Origin of the sequence: Acinetobacter sp. AND/436, assembly GCF_049546925.1 — a bacterium.
Classification (GTDB): domain Bacteria; phylum Pseudomonadota; class Gammaproteobacteria; order Pseudomonadales; family Moraxellaceae; genus Acinetobacter; species Acinetobacter indicus.
In genome coordinates this window covers 110,599-132,620 of record NZ_JBMXBO010000009.1, presented here as the reverse complement: position 1 = coordinate 132,620, position 22,022 = coordinate 110,599, and the positions used below count along the sequence as shown (strand labels likewise).

The window sequence follows — 22,022 nt, the reverse complement described above, 5'->3', positions numbered from 1 at the left end:
GCGTGGCGGCTGCATTAAGTACATAATAGCGACAATTGCCATTATTAGCAAGTTATGATCAAAAACTGCCCTTAGCGACAGTCTTTTTTATATCTAATCTCCCCTAACCCCTCTTTATTAAAGAGGTGAGGAACAGCATTCCACAAGGGGAAGATTTTTTACACCCCAAGCGCTAACCTAAACAACATCTGCCATTGTTCATGAACCTTTTACTTCTCAAAAATCTCTCTTAAATCCTCCGTCATCCCTTGGGCGGACTTAAACTCGCCTTGCTGGTTTTTCCACACCATCGACGGAGTGGCAAAGAAACCATATTTAGCCATCAGTTCCTGATTGGCATCTATTTTTGCAGCAATATCAGCAGGGATATTCTTGGTAATTTTTAACTTGTTTTGCCCTTTGTTGGCATTGTAACTGGTAAACACCTGCTGTGGATTTTTAGCCATCAGCATGGTTGCCACTTGCCCGCGACTCTCATCACGAATGACTGCCACCTGAATATGTCTAAGCTGTACCTTCCCCGCCTTCACCCACGGACGTGCCTTTTGCCAGAAGGTATGGCAATACGGACAATTCGGGTCTGAAAATACATATACAATCCGCGGCGCATCTTTTTGTCCGTCCTGAATCCAGGTGGAGTTTTCCAGACTTTTCCAGACATCATCCAGCACGGCGTCTTTGACATGGGTTTCAAGCGCTTTGATGGTCAGGTTCTCACCCTTGGCATTGTGCAAATCGCCAATAATGTAATATTTCTGGTCATTGGAAATAAACACGGTCGCCGGACTTTGCTGCATATGCCCGGCCCATCCGGTCATTTTTTCTGGCGCTTCAATCTGTTTGATAAATTTAAAGCCTTCCTGCTCAATCTGTTTTTTCAGATCAGTCTGGGCAAATGCTGTCGTATTTAACAGCAGCAGGAACAACGCAGCGGGATAGATCATTTTCATGAGAATTTCCTGTTATTTTGAAGATGGAGCAGAAAGATCATTGATATAGCGACGCAGCATCGGCTGGGTCAGTTCGCCCATATGCCGATGCACGAGCTGTCCTTGTGCATTAAAGAACAAGGTGCTTGGCAAGCCATGCATATTCATCTGGGTGGCCATGTCACCTTGAGGATCAAACAGGACATGCTGGAAATTAAAACGATGCTGACGCAAATAATCCTGTACGGTGTCAGTCGTTTCGCCCTGATTCAGCATTACAAAATGAATGTCCGGATAATCCTGCTGGGCCTGATGTAAAACCGGCATTTCCCGGTGACACGGCGGACACCAGCTGGCCCACAGGTTAATGACGGTCGGTTTGCTGACCCAGTGCTGTAGTGGCACCTGTTGCTGCTGTAAATTTTGAAATTGCAGGTCAGGATACTGATTCTGCTGTGGTAAAACCGTTTGAATACCCCAGTTCAGGCAAAGCTGAATCGCAACAAATAGCGCGATCAATATCGCTTTAGGCAGATTGGCCAATGCCCGGTTTTTCCATAAAAACCACCCAATGCCGGCAATCAATCCACCATAAAAATGAAAGCCTTTGTCCTGAATCTTGATTATATCTAGTGGTGTCGCCAGATAAAGATCGGCATGCATTAGTACAAAAACCAGTCGTGCGGCAATTAACCCCACCCAGAATGACGTCCACAAGCTGTCACTAAAGATGCGCCAGCTAGGTTCAGGCCATTGCTGTTTGTGTCTGAAATATCGCCCTGCCCCATACACCAGCACTAATCCGGTGAGCAGCAGCACCATCTGCCACGGCAACATTAGTGGGCCCATATGCAGCGCCGTTGCAGAAACCATCATGGCGTGTTCGCCTGCTGAAGTTGCTGCAAGCGCTGAATAAGTTGGGTCGCGCTAAAGGTGCCGGTTAAACGTAAAGTACGCTGTTCCTGCTGCTGGCTGTCCAGGAAAATCATGGTCGGTGGGCCAAGAATCTGCCAGTCACGCAGTAATGCATCTTGAGATGGATGATACTCGGTTAAATCCAGTTTAATCCGCACCACATCCTGCAAGGCTGCCTGTACATCGGTACGTGGCAGGACTTCATTTTCTACCGGCTGACAGGCCACACACCAGTCGGCATAGACATCAATCACGATACTGCGTCCACTGTTCTGCTGTAGCAGCTGTGCCAGTTCCTGCTGGGTATGCACCTTTTGCCAGCTGAGTGTTTGCTGGGTATGGACCGCACCCATCTGCTGAAGGCCATGTTGAATATGCCAAATACCAATAGCGGTCATGGCCAGCGCCAGCACAATAACGCCAACACGCGAAATTTTCCCTTGCAGATGTCTGCGGATTAAATCGAAGCAGTAAATTGCCAGCGCCAGGAAAATAATGCCCATCAACAGGAAATAGGCCACAGTCGGCAGCAATGGGCGGGCGAAATAAACCGCCAGCGCCAGCATTAAAAAGCCGAAACTGAATTTTAGCCGGTCCATCCATAAACCCGGTTTCGGTAAATATTTGGCGCCAAATACGGCGGCAATAAATAAAGGAATCCCGAGGCCCAGACCCAGTACAAACAGATAGGTCGCGCCGAGTACCGGCTGATCCAGTTGCGATACAAACAGCAAGGCACCGGCCAAAGGCGCACTCATACACGGACCTACAATCAGCGCGGAAATCATCCCCATTAACGCAGCACCGACCAGCGTACCGCCCTGCTGTTTTTGCTGCCATCGGTCCATTCGTTGTAATAAACCCTGCGGTAAGGACAGCTGATACACCCCAAACAGGTTCAAGGCAAACAGGATAAACAACACCGCAAAGATGCCAATAAAGATCGGGCTTTGGAACCAGCGCTGGAAACTATAGCCCAGTTGCGCAACTGCCAGCCCCATCACTGCATACACTGCGGCCATACCCAGCACAAAAGCCAGCGCAATCAACGCAGCACGATAACCACGATGACGCTGTACCAGAATGCCAGACAAAATTGGAATCAGTGGCAAAGAACAAGGTAAAAAGGCCAGTAAAATGCCAAAACCTAAAAAAATCAGCAGATTAAAAAATAAATGATGTTCCGAGAGTAAATTGAAAAAATACTGGTCGTTGTTCCATTCAGATTGTAATGACGCGGCGGCTGCCGTTTGTGTCTCGCCTGCGATTTCACTGGCCGGCACCGGATTAGACGCTACGACTGAAATTTCTGAAGCCGCGACAGCATCAGTGAGTTTTGTCGGCTCTGTATTCTCTACTGCGGCAATCGACTCATTTTCAATGACTGCTTCTTCGGCGGCAGCAGATGTAGTTGTCAGTGCTGTTTTTTCAGGTTTACTAGGTGCCGCTTCAATTTTAGCCGGTGCATCCAGCGCGACCGGTTTGGCGGCACTTAATAAACGCCGTTCGCTTGAAGGCGCATCTGACTGGGGCAACAAGCCTTGCGCATCGGTCTGAATGGTGGCGCGTTGCACCGGATAACATAAACCGCTTTCGGCACAGCCCTGCCACTGAATTTTAAATTGCTGGTTTGGCGCGACCGTAATCGTGGTCTTGACCTGATGATAATGCACCTTGGTCTGGCCAAAGGTCGGATCGTTCTTATCTTCCGGGACCGGCAGCTGTAATTTTAGCGCACCAGCATCGCTACGCACCTGCAGCTGATCATGATATAAATAATAATCCTCGGCGATGGTCCAGCGCAGTTCCGCCTGATCATCACTAATAGAACGCGCCTGAAACTGAAACGCCTGATCGGGTGGCAAGAACTCCTGCGCCTGTGACCAAACTGGCCAGAATGCACAAAGAACCACAAGCAAAGCACTTACACGCGTAATCATGACGTCCATTTTTCTGTAGAAAACCCGATTCATTATTAAAAAGATTAAATTAAGAGAACATTAACATAGCTCATTATTTATAAAATAGGATTTCAGGTGGAGAGTAACTATGTTTGTGGTTCTGGTCGAAGACGATCCTTATATTGCCCAAAGTATCTGTTCAGCGCTGGACTATTTAAATATTTCAGTCGAGCATGTGGCTACTGCGCGTGCTGCCGATTATTTTATCCGGCAAAGTGCTGTCGATTTGTGCCTGCTGGATTTGGGCCTGCCCGATCAGGATGGTCTGGAACTGCTGCAGCAGTGGCGCCAGGATGAAATTCATCTGCCGGTACTGGTTTTAACCGCCCGGCATCAAACCCGGCAATGTGTAGAAGCCTTAAATCTGGGGGCCGATGACTACCTGACCAAACCCTTTGAACTGGATGAGCTGATTGCCCGTATACATGCGCTGGCACGGCGTAATCGTGGTTTTTCTTCCAACCTGTTGCAACTGGGTGATTTGCTGTTAAACCGCGATACCCAGGAAGTGACGTTCCAGCAGCAGCCGGTGACTCTGTCACGGCGTGAATACAGCCTGCTGGAAACCCTGATGAGCCATCCCAACCAGATTTTAAAAAATGAACAGCTGCTCGATAAACTGTATGGCTATCAGGACAGTATCGAGAGCAACGCGCTGAATGTGCATATTTATCATTTACGCCAGAAACTAGAGCCGCAGCTGATTCAGACCATTCGTGGTGTGGGCTATATGTTTAAAGTACCGGAAACCGAGAGCTGAACATGCAGAACTACAGTTTAAAATGGCGGCTGGTTAGCATGTTTATGGTGGTGTTTCTTAGCCTGTGGAGTCTGGTGTTTTGCTGGCTGTATTATGATTTGCAGCAGCGGCTGCAAGATACGCTGGATCAGCGCCTGTTTGCCTCTGCACAAATGGTGGCGCGGCTGATTCAGCATTTGCCGCTCCAGGAAATTAATCCCGATTCCTTAAAACAGGTGGCCGAACAGTATCATGCGCAAAACCTGATTGCCTGTGAGGTGTCGGTGTTTAGCTCGGATATTACCTTGGGGCCGTATGTGGTGGCCCGGACCCGCGGTGCGCCGGCGCAGCTAACCGGACAGCAACTGGGCTTTAGTACCTGGCAGGAAAATGGTGTGGAATGGCGCAGTTATGTGCTGCGTAAAGGTGATATTCAGGTGGTGGCCGCAGAACGGCTGGTGCTTAGAGCCTCTTTATTGCAACAGATTCTGCAATCGGTGCTGATTCCGCTGGTGTTATCGCTACTGATCTGTATGGCGCTGGTGATTCATATTTTGCGTAAAGAATTCCGCCCTTTAGATGATATGGCCCAGCAACTGGCAGATAAACAGCATTCGCTGTCAGATGCGGCGCATTATCTGCAACATCTAGATGCGCGTAAAATTCCCAAAGAAGTCCAGCCCTTTGTCGATAATTCCAATCAGCTGATTCAGAACCTGCACCATAGTCTGGAAAATGAAAAACTGTTTACCGCCTATGCCGCACACGAACTGCGTAGTCCTTTAACTGCAATTAAAACCCATGTACAACTCAGCCGGATGATGGTCGAGCAGAATCCGGCGCAGGCCAGCAAGCTGATTGAAAACCTGAAACAGGCGGAAAGCAGTATCTGGCGCTATCAGCAGTTGCTGGAACAATTGTTATTACTGAGCCAGACCGATCATGACGTTGCGCAAGCCGCCACAGATTCGGAAACCACCGAAGTCGCGCCAGTTTTAAGACAAGTGATAGAGGAATTAAGTCCGGTTTATCCGCATTTAAATAGCGTATTGCAGGTCGATTGGGAAAGTCTGCAGACCCTGCAACTACCACCGCTGAGCTTGCAGACGATTCTGAAAAATCTGCTGGAAAATGCCCTGCTACATGCCCAAGGCTTAAGCCGAATTGCAATTACCATGCATAATCAGCAACTGCTGGTACAAGATGATGGTCAGGGGCTGACTGCCGCTGAACTGACCCAGATGACCCGGCGCTTCTGGCGTAAATCTGCCCAGCAACAGGGTCATGGTTTAGGGCTGGCTTTGGTGAAAGCACTGCTCCAGCATCATCACTACCAGATGGATTTAAGCCTGAACCCGCCTCAGGGTTTAAGCATTCGCATTCGGCCGGAGCAACCCTCTTCCACGCTCAATTAAAGGGTTGATGCTTGGGGACTAGATTAGAAACTATATCTTAAGCCCCAAACCGCCTGATTTTTCTGTTTGATTTTACTGCGGTCATAGCCACCCAGAATGAAGTCGGAAAAGACATTCACATTCGGCGCAACTGCATAATCCAGCCCGACCGAGGTAAAACGAAAAGCAGTATCGGTCTGGGTATCTAAAAATTCCTGACCTTCATATTTGCCGGAGTCATTAAAATAAGAACCGGCAACGGCCAGATTTCCAGTTAATTTATCACTGAGCTGATGGGCATAGTTCAGGCTGACATAGGTATCCCCCTGATTCATATACACCACATCATATAAATAGGTCGACACGCCGAAGGTTAGTGTAGCTTGCTCATTCAGGTTTTTACTGACACGCAGGCCCAGTTCATTGGAGGTGGTGCTGTCCCCACCCGGATAATAATAGGTCGCATTCCACAGATCCCAAGTGAGGCCTTTAAAATCTGACACATGCCCGACAATAAAATCATGTTCCATTTTATCGGTGCTGTATTGCCGGCCTTGTTGTAAATCGCGGTATGAATAACCCAGTGTACTGCCCCAATAACCGGCATAAAAATTTCCGTAACCCAGGGTTAAAGAGGCCTGCAAAGCCAAGTCTTCATTTTCTGGTGCATTGGTCAGACCGCGCGACACATATTTAGATACTGCGGTCAGCTGACCAGACACATCAATAGAGGAAGAGGATGCATCATTGGCCCAGCTGGACATGCTGATACATGACAGACACCCGGCGGCGACCACCGTTCTTGTAAATGGAATCATTGTTTTAAAATTTAACCTGATTGAATGTAAAAATCCCAGCCAACCATCCGACCGTGAGCTGTGCGGATGGTTGGATATGTGATTTTAACTAAGAAAAAAAGGATGTGTATAAAAATGCACATCAAAATGATCTAAGAGATCAAAGCGTTCTGTTGCGGCTAGATTGACCGGACTGGCGTATTGGCCCGGTAAAATGGCGCCGTAGATTTGGCCAGCGCCGGTTTGGCGCGAATATGATCGGCCAGTTTTTCGGCCATCATAATGGTGGTGGCATTCAGGTTGCCGGTAATAATCAGCGGCATGATCGAAGCATCAATCACACGCAGGTTTTGCAGCCCATGTACCCGCCCGTAGCCATCGACCACCGCCATATCATCTTCACCCATTTTGCAGCTGCAAGATGGATGGAACGCAGTTTCAGCGTGGTTACGGATAAATTCGTCCAGCTCGGCATCGCTTTGTACCTGTTTGCCCGGGCTGATTTCTTCGCCGCGATAGGCATCTAAAGCCGGTTGATGCATGATGTCCCGGGTAATGCGGATGGCATCACGGAACTCGCGCCAGTCCTGTTCGGTACTCATATAATTGAACAGGATACTTGGATGCTGAAACGGATCTTTGGAGCGCAGTTTGACCCGACCGCGGGATGGAGAGCGCATGGAACCGACATGCGCCTGAAAACCATGCTGCTGAATGGCATTACTGCCATTGTAGTTAATGGCGACCGGTAAAAAGTGATACTGGATATTCGGCCAGGCAAACTCATCGGAGGTGCGGATAAAGCCACCGGCTTCAAACTGGTTACTGGCACCCACACCCTGACCTAAAAACAGCCATTCTGCGCCAATTTTTGGCTGGTTATACCATTTTAAGGCTGGATATAAGCTGACCGGTTTTTTGCACTGATACTGTAAATACATTTCCAGATGATCTTGCAGGTTTTCACCTACGCCCGGTAAATCATGAACCACCGGAATCTCCAGGCTTTTTAGATGCTGGGCATTACCGACACCGGAACGCTGCAGAATTTGCGGGGAAGCAATGGCACCCCCACAGAGCAGCACTTCTTTTTCAGCAAAGACTTGCTGTGGCTGCGCGGTACTTTGTCCCTGAAAATATTCGACGCCTATAGCCTGCTTGCCATTAAATAGAATTTTATGGGTCATGGCATGGGTGCGAATGGTTAAATTCGGGCGCTGTCTGGCCATATCCAGATAACCACGCGCTGTGCTGGAACGGCGTCCCTGCGGGGTTACGGTACGGTCCATCGGACCAAATCCTTCCTGCTGATAGCCATTTAAATCATCGGTACGTGGATAGCCGGCCTGCACCGCAGCATCGACCATGGCATGAAACAGCTCGTTATTTCCGGCTTTCGGGGTGGCGACCTGTACCGGACCGCTGTCGCCATGATAGTCATTGCCGCCAATATCACGGGTTTCGGCCTTTTTATAATAAGGCAGGCAGTCGGCATAGCTCCAATGCTCCAGTCCTTTCAAACTGGCCCATTGTTCCAGATCCATCGCATTGCCGCGGATATAACACATGCCGTTAATCAGGGAGGAACCGCCCAAGCCTTTACCGCGACCACATTCCATACGGCGGTTATTCATATACGGTTCCGGATCGGTCAGATAGGCCCAGTTATAACGCCGGCCCTGTAAGGGATAAGCCAGCGCGGCAGGCATCTGGGTACGAAAATCCAGCCGGTAGTCCGGCCCACCTGCTTCTAGGAGCAACACCGTCGTGTCCGGATCTTCGGTTAATCGAGCCGCCAGCACATTCCCGGCAGAACCTGCACCAATAATAATATAGTCATAGTTCATGCAGCATGATCCTCCCTTAAGCTGAAAATACAGATTGGAAAGGACTCAGTTCCACCTGAACCGATTTGGTCTGGGTATAGTGCTGTAAGGTCACCAGACCATTTTCACGGCCAACACCGGACTGTTTATAGCCACCAACCGGCATTTCTGCCGGAGATTCGCCCCAGGTATTCAGCCAGCAAATCCCCGCTTCAATCTGATGAATAATACGATGGGCACGGCTTAAATCTGGACTGACCACACCAGCAGCCAGACCATAGGTGGTGGCATTGGCTCTGCGGATTACTTCATCTTCGCTGTCATAACTTAAAATACTCATAACCGGGCCAAAAATTTCTTCCTGAACAATGCACATTTCATCATGACAATCAGTAAATACTGTGGGTTCGACAAAAGCCCCGTGCGCAAATTCAGCTGCCGCTGCGCGCTGCCCGCCTGTTAACAGACGAGCGCCCTGATGTTTGCCCAGCTCAATGTAATGCAATACTTTTTCCATATGGGCAAAGCTGGATAGTGGCCCGAAATTAGTGTTCGGGTCTAAAGGCTGACCCATGCGCACATAGGGAATGCGCTGCAGAATCTTTTCTTCAAAAGCGGCTTTTAATGCAGCAGGAATAAACACCCGGGTTCCATTGGTACACACCTGTCCAGAGCTGTAGAAATTGGCCATCATGGCGATATCGGCAGCCAGATCCAGATTGGCATCTTCACAGATAACTAACGGTGATTTTCCACCAAGTTCCATGGTGACTTCTTTTAAGCTGGACGCCGCCGCCTGTGCCATTACTTTTTTACCGGTACTCACACCGCCGGTAAAGGATACTTTGGCAATCTCCGGATGCTCAGTTAAATAGCTACCCACATCGCCACCACCGGTCACCACATTAAAGACGCCGTCCGGTACTCCGGCTTCACTATAAATTTCGGCCAGTTTTAACGCGGTCAGTGGGGTAATTTCACTGGCTTTAAACACCATGGCATTGCCTGCGGCCAAGGCCGGTGCAGATTTCCATAACGCAATCTGGATTGGATAATTCCAGGCGCCAATACCGGCCACCACACCCAGCGGTTCACGGCGGGTATAAATAAAAGAACTTTCTCTTAATGGAATTTGCTGGCCTTCGAGCGCTGGTAAAATGCTGGCATAATATTCCAGCACATCTGCCCCGGTCACAATATCGACGCTCCGGGTTTCACTTAAAGGCTTGCCACTGTCCAGGCTTTCAATTTCTGCCAGCTCATCATTGCGTGCCCGTAAAATGGCTACGGCCTGATTTAAAATGCGTGAACGCTGCATGGTGGTCATGGCTGCCCAGACTTTTTGTCCCTGTTTGGCAGACTGTACTGCCCGATCAACATCGGCCTGGTTACATGCCTGAATGGTGGCCAACACCTCAGCATTGGCCGGATTAATACTTTGGAATGTTTCAGAGGATGAAGCATCGACAAACTGACCGTGAATATAAGGTCGTTGTGTATTGAATTGCATCAATTGGTTCTCCTCGTAATTTAGTGAATATTGAGTTGCTGACGGATATAGTCGGCACAAATCTGAATAGGTAAATCGGCATCCAGTTCAGTGGTCATTAAGGAACCGCGTAACCAGAAACCGTCAATCAGTGCGGCCAGACCCTGCGCGGCGCGTTCAGCCTGCTCGCGGTCCAGCTGTTTGGCAAACTCATGCTTGATATTGGAATGCAGGCGATAATGGTTGACCTGCTGCAAACGGTGCAAGTCAGGTTGATGCATACTGTTGGCCCAGAATGCCAGCCAGGTTTTCATGGCGGCTTTATCGGTCTGTTCGGCCGAGAAATTGGCACGCACAATCGCAATCAGGCGCTGCTCCGGGGTGTTTTCTGCGGCGTTTAAACTGGCAGAAATGGCATCGCCCAGCTGTTGCAGCAAATAACGCATGGTCGCTTCAATCAGGCCATGCTTGCCCTGAAAATAATGACTGATGATGCCTGTAGACACACCTGCCCGCTGGGCAATCTGGCTGATAGATGCTTCAGCAAAACCCAGTTCATTAATGGCAGATAAGGTGGCATCAATTAGCTGTTGACGACGAATCGGTTGCATACCAACTTTAGGCATAAGATCGACCTGACTAATAAAAATCATGCACAAGGCAAGGTAACATATAAAAAACGTTATTTTAATTGAACGTTCAATTAAAATAAATTATAGTCCCGTCTGCTTCCTGATGTACAGCTCAGTTTGTTTTTCATTTGCAAATGTTTGTAATGAGAGCCATGCCTATAGTCTGGTTAAGCCAAAACACACTGCGCTGTAGATCCGAATTAAAAAATATGGTCACAGATTTATGCAAAAGAAAACTGAACAGACGACCGATAGTCTGAACAAAGTTGTCTTTTTTCTTTCGGCAACACTCATCCTGCTGTTTTCGCTGGTTACGATTTTATTTAATGACCAGGCGAATCAGCTCATTACCCAAATCTTGAACTGGGTCAGCCGGACCTTTAGCTGGTATTACCTGCTGGCGGCCACCTTATATCTGGTCTTTGTACTGTTTATTGCCCTGTCGCGTTATGGCGATATCAAATTAGGTCCCAAACATTCCAAGCCGGAATTTAGCCTGCTGAGCTGGTCGGCAATGCTGTTCTCGGCCGGAATCGGGATTGACCTGATGTTCTTCTCGGTGGCCGAACCGCTGTCTCACTATATGAATCCGCCTGTCGGCGAAGGCCAGACTTTTGAGGCTGCGCGCCAGTCAATGGTCTGGACCCTGTTCCACTATGGATTAACTGGCTGGAGCATGTATGCCTTGGTTGGCGTGGCTTTGGGTTATTTTAGTTATCGTTATAACCTGCCGCTAACCATCCGCTCGGCGCTTTATCCGATTTTTGGCAAGCGTGTTAATGGCTGGATTGGACATAGTGTTGATACCGCGGCCGTTTTGGGCACCATTTTTGGTATTGCCACCACCTGCGGGATTGGTGTGGTTCAGCTCAACTACGGCCTGCATGTACTGTTTGATGTGCCAGAAAACCTGCTGATCCAGTCGGCGCTGATTGCCGTTGCAGTCATTATTACTGCAATTTCAGTGGCTTCTGGGGTAAATAAAGGCCTCCGGATTCTGTCTGAAGTCAATATTTATGTGTCGATTGGTCTGCTGCTTTTTATTCTGGTGATGGGCAATACCGAGTTTTTACTGGCAGCGTTAATCCAGAACTTTGGCGACTATATTAGCCAGTTCCCGCAACTGTCCTTAACCAGTTTTCCGTTTCAGCAACCGAAAGAATGGATGAACAGCTGGACCCTGTTTTTCTGGGCCTGGTGGATTGCCTGGTCGCCATTTGTCGGCCTGTTCCTGGCGCGAATTTCCCGTGGCCGAACCATCCGTGAATTTGTGGCCGGTACCTTAATTATTCCCCTGCTGTTTACCCTGACCTGGCTGTCAATTTTTGGAAATAGCGCCCTGCACAGCGTAATTTTTGATGGCAATACCCAGCTGGCCACCACCGTATTGGCCAATCCGGCACATGGTTTCTATGACCTGCTTGCCCAATATCCGTGGTTCCCATTTCTGGCCGGCGTCGCTACCATTACCGGTTTGCTGTTTTATGTGACTTCTGCCGATTCAGGCGCACTGGTACTGGGGAATTTCACCACCAAATTTAGCAATATTGAACATGATTCGCCGCGCTGGTTAAGTGTCTTCTGGGCACTGGCGATTGGTTTACTGACTTTGGCCATGCTGATGGCCAATGGCGTGACTGCACTGCAAAACACCACCATTATTATGGGGCTGCCTTTTAGCTTTGTGATTTTCTTTGTGATGGCGGGTCTGTACAAGTCATTAAGACTGGAAGATTTCCGTCAGGCCAGTACCAGCATGAATGCGGCACCCGTGGTCGGCAATGTCGACATCTTTAACTGGAAAAAACGCCTCAGCCGGGTAATGCTGCATGCCAATTTATCGCAAACCCAGCAAATGCTGGAAGAGGTCTGTAAACCGGCAATGCAGGCGGTGGCCACAGAATTCATCAACAAAGGCATTCAGGTCGATCTGGCGGAAAAAGCCCTGGATGATGAACCGGAACTGTCACATCTGGATTTAACCATTCAGCTGGATGAAGAAGAAAACTTCGTTTACCAGATCTGGCCAATCCGTTATGACACACCCAACTTCAGTTCACGCGGCAAACGCACCAAGAAATACTATTACCGTCTGGAAACCTATCTGTTTGAAGGCTCGCAAGGCAATGATCTGGTGGGTTATAGCAAGGAACAGGTCATTAACGACATTCTGGATAAATACGAGCGCCATTTGATGTTCTTGCACATCAACCGGATTAGTCCAGGCAAGCGCCCGCTCTTTCCAGACCCAGATCAATAAGGAATCTGTAGGATGTCTGAATCGCTTCACGCCTTTACACTGTTTTTCTCATTATTAAACCCGTTTTTAATGAGTATTTATATGCTCGGCATTATCCGTAATTCCGAGGCCCGAGTGTTTAATCGCGCCCTGATTCAGGGCAGTTTAATCAGCTTTGTGGTGTTTATTATTTTCGCCAAAACCGGTGAAGCCTTTTTTCATGATGTCCTGCATGTCCGTTTTGAATCTTTCCAGATTTTTGGCGGGATTATTTTTCTGGTGATTGGTTATCGCTATGTGTTTGAAGGCGCCGATACCATTGGGGTGATGCGCGGTGCGCCACATCATTTGGCCGGCACCATTGCCATGCCGTTTATGATTGGCCCGGGAACCATCAGCGCCGCGGTCATTACCGGAATTCAGCTAAGCCTGTGGCAACTGGTGCTGGTGATTTTTGTGACGCTATTTCTGACCTGTAGCCTGCTTATTTTAATGAAATATGCGCATGATCATTTGCAGCATAAACATTCCAATTATATTGATTTGTATGTCGATATTGTCGGGCGTCTGGCCGCCTTGCTGATTGGGACCATCGCCATTGATATGATTGTGACCGGTGTCAGCGGAATTATGCAGAGCTAAACGTCCAGTTTAGATGCTCTAAACAAAAACCCTCTTTCAATCTGAAAGAGGGTTTTTTTATTGATATTTAGATGTTTAGCTGTTTAAGAAATCTGCTCCAGCGGCTGGGTATTCCAGACCGGCCACAAAGTTTCCAGTACTTTTTCAAAAGCAGTATTGTCAGTTTGCCACTGCGGATTTTTGTCTTTATCGACAATTAAAGCACGCACGCCTTCAATAAAATCACCTTGCTGCATCCAGACATCCTGTAAATTGCGTTCCAGCTGCATTGACTTTTCCAGCGACAAGTTTTGCCCGACCTGTTGCAGCTTTAAGCTGACCTGTTTGGCCATTACTGGACGCTGCTGCAAAATAGCCAGCATTTTCTGCGCCCATTCCTGATCTGGACCGGTACCTGCCTGAGCCAGACTGTGTTCAATATCGTCTAGCTTTGCATAAGAGAAATGGGTATTGATCTGCTCGATACGCTTTTGCAATTCACTTTCTACCGGATGGGTAATAAAGCTGCTGATGATTTTGCGGATTTCAATCGGGTTGAGTAGCGGCGCTGCAATTAACGCTGCTTCTAATTCGGCGAAGCGCGCACTCGGCACATGATAGTCAATTAAATCTAAATACAAGGCATCGCTGCTGCTGATCTGCTCACCGGTCAGCGCCATATATACACCAACATCATCCAGCCGTGACAGGAAATGGGTGGCACCGACATCGGGGAAAAAGCCAATTGCAGTTTCCGGCATAGCAAAACGGGATTTTTCACTGCTGATCTTGATATGACAGGCTTGCGCCAGACCAAAACCGCCGCCCAGCACATAGCCATCCAGCATCACCATAACGGTTTTTGGAAAATTCCGGATGTTGCTCAACATACGATATTCAGTGGCAAAAAAATCCTGATATTGGGTATTGCCGGCCTGATAACTGTCATACAGATAACGGATATCACCGCCCGCGCAAAAGGCTTTCGGGCTGTTGGAATTGATCAAAATCGCCTGTACCGCAGCATCCTCACGCCATTGCTCCAGTTGTGCCTGAATACCCTGAATCATCGGTAAGGTTAAAGCATTTAAGTGGCTGGTCCGGTCCAGGCTAATCATGCCCAGACCACCCTGCACACAAATGGCTAAATTATTGTCCGTACTCATTTATTTTTCCTATTATGATTTTTATTGATGGCTAAATTGGGCCGGGCGTTTTTCGACAAAGGCCTGCATACCTTCTTTCTGGTCCTGACCGGCAAAAATGGAATGGAAAATACGTCGCTCAAAACGCAAGCCTTCGGCCAGACTGACTTCAAAAGCACGGTTGATGGATTCTTTAATCATCATCACTGCTGGCAGGGATTTTTCGGCAATTTTTTCTGCGGCTTGCAGAGTTTGCTCTAACAATTCCTCTTTGGCAAACACCCGTGCCACCAGTCCACTTTGTTCAGCTTCCTGCGCGCCCATCTGGCGGGCCGTCAGACACATTTCCATGGCTTTGGCCTTACCAATTGCCAGGGTTAAACGCTGGGTACCGCCAATGCCCGGCAATACACCCAAAGTCACTTCAGGCAGGCCAAATTTGGCATTATCAGCACAGTAAATAAAGTCACACATGAGCGCCAGTTCGCAGCCACCGCCCAAGGCATAGCCACTGACTGCGGCAATTAACGGTTTACGGCGCTGGGCGATGCGGTCGGCCAGACTGAAAAAATCATCCAGATAAATTTGTGGAAATGTGAGATCTGCCATTTCTTTAATATCGGCGCCGGCAGCAAAGGCTTTTTCTGAACCGGTGATGACGATACAGCCAATATCCGGGTCTTTTTCCAGCCGGTCCAGCGCCTGATTGACTTCGGCAATCAGCTGATGGTTCAGGGCATTTAAGGCTTTCGGGCGGTTTAAGGTTATCAGTCCAACCCCGTTACGCTGTTCAAGTAAAATTGTTTCCCATTGCATGATCAATCTCCCTGTTCAATTATAAACTACGTGCAATCACCAGACGCTGAATGTCGCTGGTGCCTTCATAAATCTGGCAAATACGCGCATCCCGATAAATACGCTCGATTGGAAAATCTTTTAAATAGCCATAGCCGCCAAAAATCTGTAAGGCTTTGGAACAAACCCGTTCTGCCATTTCTGAGGCAAACAGTTTGGCCATGGAGGCTTCAGTTAAACAGCTTTCACCAGCTTCTTTTTTACGGGCCGCGAAATGCACCAGCTGCCGTGCTGCTTCAATTTCGGTGGCCATGCTGGCCAGCCGGAAAGAAATGGCCTGCTGTTCAAAAATCGGTTTGCCAAAGGCCACACGCTCATGCGCATAGCGGCTGGCTTCTTCTAAAGCGGCGCGCGCCAGACCTACCGCCTGCGCGGCAATCCCGATGCGGCCGCCTTCCAGATTGGCCAGGGCAATTTTTAGGCCTTCACCTTCGGCGCCCAGCCTTAAACTTTCATGAATGCGTACATCGGTTAAGGCAATCTGACAGGTATCAGAAGCATGTAAACCCAGTTTATTTTCCACCCGGATGACCTCATAACCGGGTGTATCGCGTGGCACTAAAAAGGCGCTCATGCCTTTTTTGCCCGCATTCGGGTCGGTTACGGCAAACACGATAATCATGCCGGCGTTGTTGCCCGAGGTAATAAACTGTTTGGCACCATTAATAATATAATGATCGCCATCTTTAACTGCGCGGGTTTTAATGGCGGCAGCATCCGAGCCGGTATGTGGTTCGGTTAAGGCAAAAGCGCCAATCATTTGACCTTGAGCCAGTGGCTTTAAATATTGCTGCTTTTGCTGCTCGGTGCCGAATTTGAGAATGGGCACACAGCCAACTGAGTTATGCACGCTCATAATGGCCGATGTCGCACCATCGGCTGCGGCAACTTCTTCTAGGGCTAGCACATAGGCCAGCGTTCCCGTGCCTGAACCGCCCCATTCTTCCGGAATCAGCATTCCCATAAAGCCCAGTTCACCCATTTGGGCCAAAGCCTCTTTCGGGAAAATGCCTTTTTCATCCCATTCGCCAGCATTCGGTTTAATCTGCTCCTGGGCAAAACTTTTGGCCATGTCCTGAATCAGCTGTTGTTCTTCCGTAAATTGCATACCTGCTTCCCTTAATCTTCTTATTGAGATGTCTTTCTTGATCTGTTGGTGTTTTCGTTTTTTAGCGTTTTATGCAGTTTTGGCCTGCTGTAATTTGCTGATTTCCTGATTACGCAGTAAAAAGCGCTGGATTTTGCCACTTGGGGTTTTCGGCAGTTCAGTCACAAATTCAATCAGGCGTGGATAGGCATGTGCAGACAGACGTTTTTTGACAAACTGTCCCAGTTCTTCTTCAAGTTGTTGCGTGGCTTGTACCTGCTGGGCCAGCACCACAAAGGCTTTAATTACTTCGGTACGCTCCGGATCCGGTACACCAATCACGGCGGCTTCAATCACCGCATCATGTTCCAGCAAGGCGCTTTCCACATCAAATGGGCCAACCCGATAGCCTGACGTTGTAATGACATCATCACTACGCCCGACAAAGCTCATGCTGCCATCGGCGTGAATTTCGGCGGTATCGCCAGTTAAGTAATAATCTCCAACAAATGGTGATTTACGGCTTTCTTCATAACCGCCAAACCACATCATTGGTGATTGACGGATATCAATCGCCAGAATGCCCGCAGTATCTGCTGCTAAGGCCTGACCCTGCTCATCAACCACGGCAATGGTATAGCCCGGGCTGGCAAAGCCGGCTGAACCTGAACGCACCGGATGCTCCAAGGCATGATGATTACACACCACCATCCCCACTTCGGTCTGGCCATAATGGTCGTAAATGGGCACATCCAGTACCTGTTCAAACCAGCGGATTACTTCTGGATTTAATGGTTCGCCGGCACTGCTGACCACGCGTAATTTGCCACGTAGCTGTGCCATCTGTGCCTGATCGGCAGCCATCATCATCCGGTACGCCGTCGGGGCACCGGCCAGATTGGTGATGCCATATTGCTGAACAATTTCGCAGACACTTTCGGCATTAAAACCACCTTCATAAAACAGGGTCGAATGCCCCAGTAGCAATGGCCCGATAATGGCATAGTACAGACCATACGCCCAGCCCGGATCTGCAATATTCCAGAACGCATCTTCCGGTTGCAGGCCAATAGCATTTTGCATATAGCCGCCAAATGCAATCAGGGCTTTTAGTGGCACTTTCAGCGGTTTGGCCGGCCCGGTAGTGCCCGAAGTAAACATCAATAAAAATGGATCATCCACTGTCAGCATTTCCAGTTCACAGTGCTCGGCCTGACCCTTCAATACGCTCCAGAAATTGAAATCTTGCGGATAGGTATCGGCCTGGCGCTCTGCATGTACGGTCACAATGTCTGGACAGTTCGCAATATCCACCAATTTATCGCGATTGGCCAAATCGGTGACCACCAGCTTGCTTTGAGCCAGCTGAATACGGTGTTCAATGGCTTTGGGACCAAAGGCGGTAAACAGCGGCTGATACACTGCCCCAATCCGCCAGGTGGCCAAAATGGTAATGATCAGTTCCGGAGTGCGTGGCAATAAGCCAGAAACACGGTCGCCTTTTTGCACACCCTGCGCTTTTAAAAAGTTGGCAAACTGGCTGGCATATTTTTTTAGCTCGGCAAAGCTGTACTGCTCTTTGCGGCCATCTTTACCATGCCAGTACAAGGCAATCGCATCTGAACCGGCGTGGCGGTCGCAGCATTCAAAACAGGCATTAAGTGCCTGCATGGTGCCAGACAGATACTGGCGTGCAACCGTATTGAGATCAAATTCCTGAACCGTTTTTTGATAATTTAACATGTGTACCTCAGCCTGAATTTATCGTTATTACTGACAAGGTGTATGGATGTAGCCTGTCCCTGCTCCATCATGTTGCTATTTTTTTACGCTGTTGGCGTGGTGTAATGATGCATGATGCTGGAGAAATCCAGATGTGCATGACCCTCCTGACACAGTTGCTGATACAGCTGTTGCACCAGACTGCCCAGAACAATCGGATGCTCCGCCTGATGTGCAGCATCAACCGCCAGCCCTAAATCTTTCAGCATCAGTTGTGCGGCAAAACCATCGGTATAGCCACGAGATGCTGGCGCATTGGCACAGATATCTGGCCACGGATTATAAACTTCAGAACTCCAGCAACGCCCAGACGAGCTGTTAATGACTCCGGCCAGCGCTTGCGGATCAATCCCGAGTTTTACCCCCAGCGCCATGCCTTCGGCGACCGCCGTCATGGAAATGCCCAGAATCAGGTTATTACAGATTTTTGCCACCTGCCCGGTGCCAATAGCGCCGCAATGCACCAGATTTTTCCCCATCGCACCCAGTACCGGTTTCACCGCTTCAAAGGTGGCCGCATCCCCCCCGACCATAAAGGTCAAGGTACCTTCTTTGGCGCCTAAGGTTCCACCAGAAACCGGTGCATCGCAGACCTGAATCTGTCGAGCCTGTGCGGCTGCGGCTACGTCCTGAATGGTTTTCGGGTCAATGGTGCTGCTGTCGATACATAAACTACCAGCCGGTAGCACGTTCAGAATGCCCTGTTCACCCAGATACACCGTGCGTACATGCTGGGCGGCGGGTAGCATGGTCACCACCACACTGGCCTGTTGGGCTGCATCTTGCGGACTCTGGCAAACCACGCCACCGGCCTGGGCAAAATGCGCTAAAGCGGTCTCGCTCAAGTCATAGCCAAACACCTGATGGCCGGCTTTGAGTAAGTTCTGTGCCATGGAGCCGCCCATGTTGCCTAAACCAATAAATGCAATTTTCATGGTCATTCTCCTTAACGCAGACTGATGGTGGTATTCACACCGGCGCTTTCCTGATCATCTTCAAACCAGCGGCTGGTGATGGTTTTGGTCTGGGTATAGAACTGCACCGCCTGTTTGCCATACGGGCCTAAATCACCGAGTTTGGAGCCACGGGAACCGGTAAAACTGAAAAATGGTACCGGTACTGGAATTGGAATATTAATACCGACCTGACCAATATCAATCTGGTTCTGGAAAGTACGTGCGGTACTGCCGCTTTGGGTAAATAAGCCCACGCCATTGCCAAACGGATTGGCATTAATCAGCTGAATGGCCTGTTCTAGTGTATCGACATGAATGATGGCCAAGACCGGACCAAAGATTTCTTCTTTGTAAATGCGCATCTCGGTCGTGACCTGGTTAAAAATGGTCGGACCGACAAAATTGCCTTGCTCATAGCCGGCAACCTGCACATCACGGCCATCTAGCAGCAGTTCTGCACCCTGCTCGACACCACTGTTAATCAGGTCAATCACACGGGCTTTGGCACGGGTTGAGATGACCGGTCCGACATCGGTATTCGGTTCATGGCCAGCATTGACCTTTAAGGTTTTGGCTTTATTGACCAGCTCATCAACCCAGTGCTTGCTTTCACCGACCATTACCGCCACAGACAGGGCCATACAGCGCTGACCGGCGGCGCCAAAGGCTGCACCAACCAAGGCATTTAAGGTCTGTTCTTTATTGGCATCCGGCATCACCACCACATGGTTTTTGGCGCCCATCATCGACTGTACCCGTTTGCCATGCTGACCTGCCAGGTTATACACATGGGTACCCACCGCCGTAGAACCGACAAAGGAAATGGCCTTGATATCAGAATGCGTACACAGCAGATCGACCACTTCTTTACCGCCATGCACCACATTCAGCACTCCGGCAGGAACACCGGCCTGCATCGCCAGCTCGACCAGCATCATGGTTGATAGCGGATCCTGCTCCGACGGCTTTAAGACAAAAGTATTGCCGCAGACAATGGCCATTGGGAACATCCACAACGGAATCATCGCAGGGAAATTAAACGGGGTAATTCCGGCACAGACACCTAAGGGTTGCTGCATGGTATAGGTATCTACCCCGCGCGCCACGCCTTCAATATACTCACCCATTTGCAGCGAACCGACCGAGCAGGCATGTTCCACCACTTCCAGGCCACGCTGAATATCACCTTCGGCATCTGCTAATGTTTTGCCCTGTTCAGCGGTCAGGACTTGTGCAATACTTTTTAAGTTGTGACGGATCAGCTCCTGCAGTTTCAGCATAATCCGCATACGGGCCTGAATAGGTGTTTCACGCCAGCTGGCAAAAGCCTGTTGGGCTGCGGCAATGGCGGCATTTACTTCTTCTGCGGTGGCAAACGGCACCTGACCCAGAACTTCCTGAGTGGCAGGATTGACAATATCCTGCCAATGGCTGGTGGTGGAGTCGATAAATTCACCATTAATCAGCAGTTTTGCCGTGGTGATGCCGGTATTCGAATGGGGATGATGAATCGCGTTCATGGTCGCTCCGTGCTGGTTTGTTATTGTCGTTTTATCTGCCTTTACTGGCTGTTTTTAACGTATTATTTTTTACGCTGTTTCAGCAGACTAACAAAGAATACTTTTGGCACCAATAGAGATTGGCGCACGACGGTTGTGCAAATTTGCACAGAGATTTAACAGGATGTTAAACATAAAATGAAAGTTGATTGGGATCACTTACGCTTTTTTCTGGTCTTGGCCCGGGCCAAAACCCTCACCAATGCTGCGCGCCTGATGGAAGTGGAACACAGCACCGTGGCACGGCGCATTCAGGCGCTGGAAAACACCTTGGGTACCCAGCTGTTTAAACGTGAAGCCAAAGGCTATGAACTGACCGCGGAAGGTCTGGCGCTGGTGCCCCGTGTCGAACAGATGGAACAGTCGTTTATCCAGATTGATAAACGCCATGACCCTTTACAGGGCCGGGTACGCATTGGTGCGCCGGAAGGTTTCGGGACGGCGTTTCTGGCCCGGCTGCTGGCGGAGTTTTCACAGCATTATCCCTCGCTGACTATTGACCTGATTCCGGTGCCAAAAACCATCAAACTTTCACATCGTGAAGCCGATATTGTCATTTCAATTGACCGGCCTAAATCCGGGCCTTACATCATTACCCGGCTCTCAAATTACTGTTTAAAACTGTACGGCAGTCAAAGCTATTTACAGCAAAATCCACCAATTAGACAGCTAGAAGATCTGAAACAGCACCGATTTGTCGATTATATTGATGATCTGGTGTATAGCTCGGCGCTGTATTCGCTGGAACGTTTGCCGCTGCAAGTGACAGCCTGTTTTCGCAGTAACAGTATTCTGGCCCAGCAGATTGCGGTCAGTACCGGCGCCGGACTGGCAATTTTGCCGCGATTTCTGGTGCATGATAAACCCGATCTGCAAGAAGTTCTGGGCGATCAGGTCAGTTTTACCCATACCTTCTGGATGTTGACCCTAGTTGATTTACAGCATGAGCCGAAAATCAAACTGGTCTGGGATTTCCTGCGCAAACAGGCCGATGTGCAGCAGGCCCTGTTAATGGGCACTTAAAATCCTTTGCAGTATCTGGAGATTGACACATGCCGATACAGCAACTGAACGTATCACAACACTTAGCGCCCAT

General features: G+C 49.2%; 18 protein-coding genes. 5 read left to right on the top strand and 13 right to left on the bottom strand.

The genetic code is table 11. The features are described 5' to 3' along the window. Positions 1-209: 209 nt before the first annotated feature. From dsbG to dsbD, 3 genes are read right to left on the bottom strand one after another with little or no spacing between them, the layout of a single operon-like run. On the bottom strand, positions 210-950 hold the full coding sequence (dsbG, locus tag ACPEPR_RS09070; protein WP_075175219.1) for a thiol:disulfide interchange protein DsbG: 741 nt from the start codon (positions 948-950) through the stop codon (positions 210-212). A 12-nt stretch (positions 951-962) separates the two neighbouring features. Further along, complete coding sequence (locus ACPEPR_RS09065; protein WP_423562331.1) at positions 963-1,805, bottom strand: prolipoprotein diacylglyceryl transferase family protein; 843 nt, start codon at positions 1,803-1,805, stop codon at positions 963-965. Continuing rightward, the gene (dsbD, locus tag ACPEPR_RS09060) at positions 1,802-3,784 is read right to left on the bottom strand and encodes a protein-disulfide reductase DsbD (RefSeq protein WP_423562330.1); all 1,983 of its coding nucleotides are present in this window, start codon (positions 3,782-3,784) and stop codon (positions 1,802-1,804) included. Before dsbD ends, ACPEPR_RS09065 begins: the two co-directional genes overlap by 4 nt. A 109-nt stretch (positions 3,785-3,893) precedes the next feature. Between dsbD and ACPEPR_RS09055 the strand changes: the two genes are divergently transcribed. Then, positions 3,894-4,565: a response regulator transcription factor gene (locus tag ACPEPR_RS09055; protein WP_104470221.1), complete on the top strand. Its 672-nt coding sequence runs from the start codon at positions 3,894-3,896 to the stop codon at positions 4,563-4,565. Between the two features lie 2 nt (positions 4,566-4,567). Further along, complete coding sequence (locus tag ACPEPR_RS09050) at positions 4,568-5,959, top strand: ATP-binding protein (RefSeq protein WP_423562329.1); 1,392 nt, start codon at positions 4,568-4,570, stop codon at positions 5,957-5,959. 23 nt (positions 5,960-5,982) lie between these two features. On the opposite strand, the gene ACPEPR_RS09045 is transcribed toward ACPEPR_RS09050, so the two are convergent. The 4 genes from ACPEPR_RS09045 to betI all read right to left on the bottom strand — a co-directional run bounded on the left by ACPEPR_RS09045 (position 5,983) and on the right by betI (position 10,676). Further along, the gene (locus ACPEPR_RS09045; protein ID WP_423562328.1) at positions 5,983-6,756 is read right to left on the bottom strand and encodes a TorF family putative porin; all 774 of its coding nucleotides are present in this window, start codon (positions 6,754-6,756) and stop codon (positions 5,983-5,985) included. A gap of 158 nt (positions 6,757-6,914) precedes the next feature. Continuing rightward, positions 6,915-8,582 carry a choline dehydrogenase gene (gene betA / locus ACPEPR_RS09040; RefSeq protein ID WP_180083797.1) on the bottom strand — a complete coding sequence of 556 codons (1,668 nt, stop codon included), beginning with the start codon at positions 8,580-8,582 and terminating at the stop codon, positions 6,915-6,917. A 16-nt stretch (positions 8,583-8,598) separates the two neighbouring features. Next, entirely contained in the window at positions 8,599-10,074 is a 1,476-nt protein-coding gene (gene betB, locus ACPEPR_RS09035) for a betaine-aldehyde dehydrogenase (protein WP_423562327.1), read from the bottom strand. A 17-nt stretch (positions 10,075-10,091) separates the two neighbouring features. After that, complete coding sequence (gene betI, locus ACPEPR_RS09030) at positions 10,092-10,676, bottom strand: transcriptional regulator BetI (protein ID WP_034597681.1); 585 nt, start codon at positions 10,674-10,676, stop codon at positions 10,092-10,094. Positions 10,677-10,905: 229 nt separating this feature from the next. Here betI and ACPEPR_RS09025 point away from each other — a divergent pair, with 229 nt between their 5' ends. Further along, a complete protein-coding gene (locus tag ACPEPR_RS09025; RefSeq protein WP_005177908.1) occupies positions 10,906-12,942 on the top strand; it encodes a choline transporter in 2,037 nt (678 codons plus the stop codon). A 12-nt stretch (positions 12,943-12,954) separates the two neighbouring features. Continuing rightward, complete coding sequence (locus ACPEPR_RS09020) at positions 12,955-13,563, top strand: MarC family protein (RefSeq protein ID WP_423562326.1); 609 nt, start codon at positions 12,955-12,957, stop codon at positions 13,561-13,563. Between the two features lie 83 nt (positions 13,564-13,646). On the opposite strand, the gene ACPEPR_RS09015 is transcribed toward ACPEPR_RS09020, so the two are convergent. The 6 genes from ACPEPR_RS09015 to ACPEPR_RS08990 form a co-directional block, all read right to left on the bottom strand. Continuing rightward, positions 13,647-14,708 (bottom strand): enoyl-CoA hydratase/isomerase family protein, encoded by a 1,062-nt coding sequence (locus tag ACPEPR_RS09015; protein WP_104470215.1) that lies wholly within the window; start codon positions 14,706-14,708, stop codon positions 13,647-13,649. A 21-nt stretch (positions 14,709-14,729) separates the two neighbouring features. After that, positions 14,730-15,503: an enoyl-CoA hydratase gene (locus ACPEPR_RS09010; protein ID WP_168389937.1), complete on the bottom strand. Its 774-nt coding sequence runs from the start codon at positions 15,501-15,503 to the stop codon at positions 14,730-14,732. Positions 15,504-15,522: 19 nt separating this feature from the next. After that, complete coding sequence (locus tag ACPEPR_RS09005; RefSeq protein WP_104470213.1) at positions 15,523-16,650, bottom strand: acyl-CoA dehydrogenase family protein; 1,128 nt, start codon at positions 16,648-16,650, stop codon at positions 15,523-15,525. A 69-nt stretch (positions 16,651-16,719) separates the two neighbouring features. Then, positions 16,720-18,372, bottom strand: coding sequence for an AMP-binding protein (locus ACPEPR_RS09000; RefSeq protein WP_423562325.1), 1,653 nt, complete (start codon positions 18,370-18,372; stop codon positions 16,720-16,722). Between the two features lie 83 nt (positions 18,373-18,455). Beyond that, positions 18,456-19,346: a 3-hydroxyisobutyrate dehydrogenase gene (mmsB, locus tag ACPEPR_RS08995; protein WP_423562324.1), complete on the bottom strand. Its 891-nt coding sequence runs from the start codon at positions 19,344-19,346 to the stop codon at positions 18,456-18,458. Between the two features lie 11 nt (positions 19,347-19,357). After that, the gene (locus tag ACPEPR_RS08990) at positions 19,358-20,887 is read right to left on the bottom strand and encodes a CoA-acylating methylmalonate-semialdehyde dehydrogenase (RefSeq protein WP_168405818.1); all 1,530 of its coding nucleotides are present in this window, start codon (positions 20,885-20,887) and stop codon (positions 19,358-19,360) included. 177 nt (positions 20,888-21,064) lie between these two features. On the opposite strand from ACPEPR_RS08990, the gene ACPEPR_RS08985 reads away from it, so the two are divergent. Further along, positions 21,065-21,949, top strand: a complete 885-nt coding sequence (locus tag ACPEPR_RS08985) for a LysR family transcriptional regulator (protein ID WP_104471333.1) — start codon at positions 21,065-21,067, stop codon at positions 21,947-21,949. The last annotated feature ends 73 nt before the right edge of the window (positions 21,950-22,022 follow it).

Excerpts from the sequence above, each read along its gene's own strand:
- ACPEPR_RS09015 (WP_104470215.1), bottom strand. The coding sequence starts at position 14,708 with ATGAGTACGGACAATAATTTAGCCATTTGTGTGCAGGGTGGTCTGGGC.
- ACPEPR_RS09050 (WP_423562329.1), top strand. The coding sequence starts at position 4,568 with ATGCAGAACTACAGTTTAAAATGGCGGCTGGTTAGCATGTTTATGGTG.
- betI (WP_034597681.1), bottom strand. The coding sequence starts at position 10,676 with ATGCCTAAAGTTGGTATGCAACCGATTCGTCGTCAACAGCTAATTGAT.
- dsbG (WP_075175219.1), bottom strand. The coding sequence starts at position 950 with ATGAAAATGATCTATCCCGCTGCGTTGTTCCTGCTGCTGTTAAATACG.
- ACPEPR_RS09010 (WP_168389937.1), bottom strand. The coding sequence starts at position 15,503 with ATGCAATGGGAAACAATTTTACTTGAACAGCGTAACGGGGTTGGACTG.
- ACPEPR_RS09055 (WP_104470221.1), top strand. The coding sequence starts at position 3,894 with ATGTTTGTGGTTCTGGTCGAAGACGATCCTTATATTGCCCAAAGTATC.
- ACPEPR_RS09065 (WP_423562331.1), bottom strand. The coding sequence starts at position 1,805 with ATGATGGTTTCTGCAACGGCGCTGCATATGGGCCCACTAATGTTGCCG.
- ACPEPR_RS09020 (WP_423562326.1), top strand. The coding sequence starts at position 12,955 with ATGTCTGAATCGCTTCACGCCTTTACACTGTTTTTCTCATTATTAAAC.
- ACPEPR_RS09000 (WP_423562325.1), bottom strand. The coding sequence starts at position 18,372 with ATGTTAAATTATCAAAAAACGGTTCAGGAATTTGATCTCAATACGGTT.
- mmsB (WP_423562324.1), bottom strand. The coding sequence starts at position 19,346 with ATGAAAATTGCATTTATTGGTTTAGGCAACATGGGCGGCTCCATGGCA.
- ACPEPR_RS09025 (WP_005177908.1), top strand. The coding sequence starts at position 10,906 with ATGCAAAAGAAAACTGAACAGACGACCGATAGTCTGAACAAAGTTGTC.
- ACPEPR_RS09005 (WP_104470213.1), bottom strand. The coding sequence starts at position 16,650 with ATGCAATTTACGGAAGAACAACAGCTGATTCAGGACATGGCCAAAAGT.
- ACPEPR_RS08990 (WP_168405818.1), bottom strand. The coding sequence starts at position 20,887 with ATGAACGCGATTCATCATCCCCATTCGAATACCGGCATCACCACGGCA.
- betA (WP_180083797.1), bottom strand. The coding sequence starts at position 8,582 with ATGAACTATGACTATATTATTATTGGTGCAGGTTCTGCCGGGAATGTG.
- ACPEPR_RS08985 (WP_104471333.1), top strand. The coding sequence starts at position 21,065 with ATGAAAGTTGATTGGGATCACTTACGCTTTTTTCTGGTCTTGGCCCGG.
- ACPEPR_RS09045 (WP_423562328.1), bottom strand. The coding sequence starts at position 6,756 with ATGATTCCATTTACAAGAACGGTGGTCGCCGCCGGGTGTCTGTCATGT.
- dsbD (WP_423562330.1), bottom strand. The coding sequence starts at position 3,784 with ATGATTACGCGTGTAAGTGCTTTGCTTGTGGTTCTTTGTGCATTCTGG.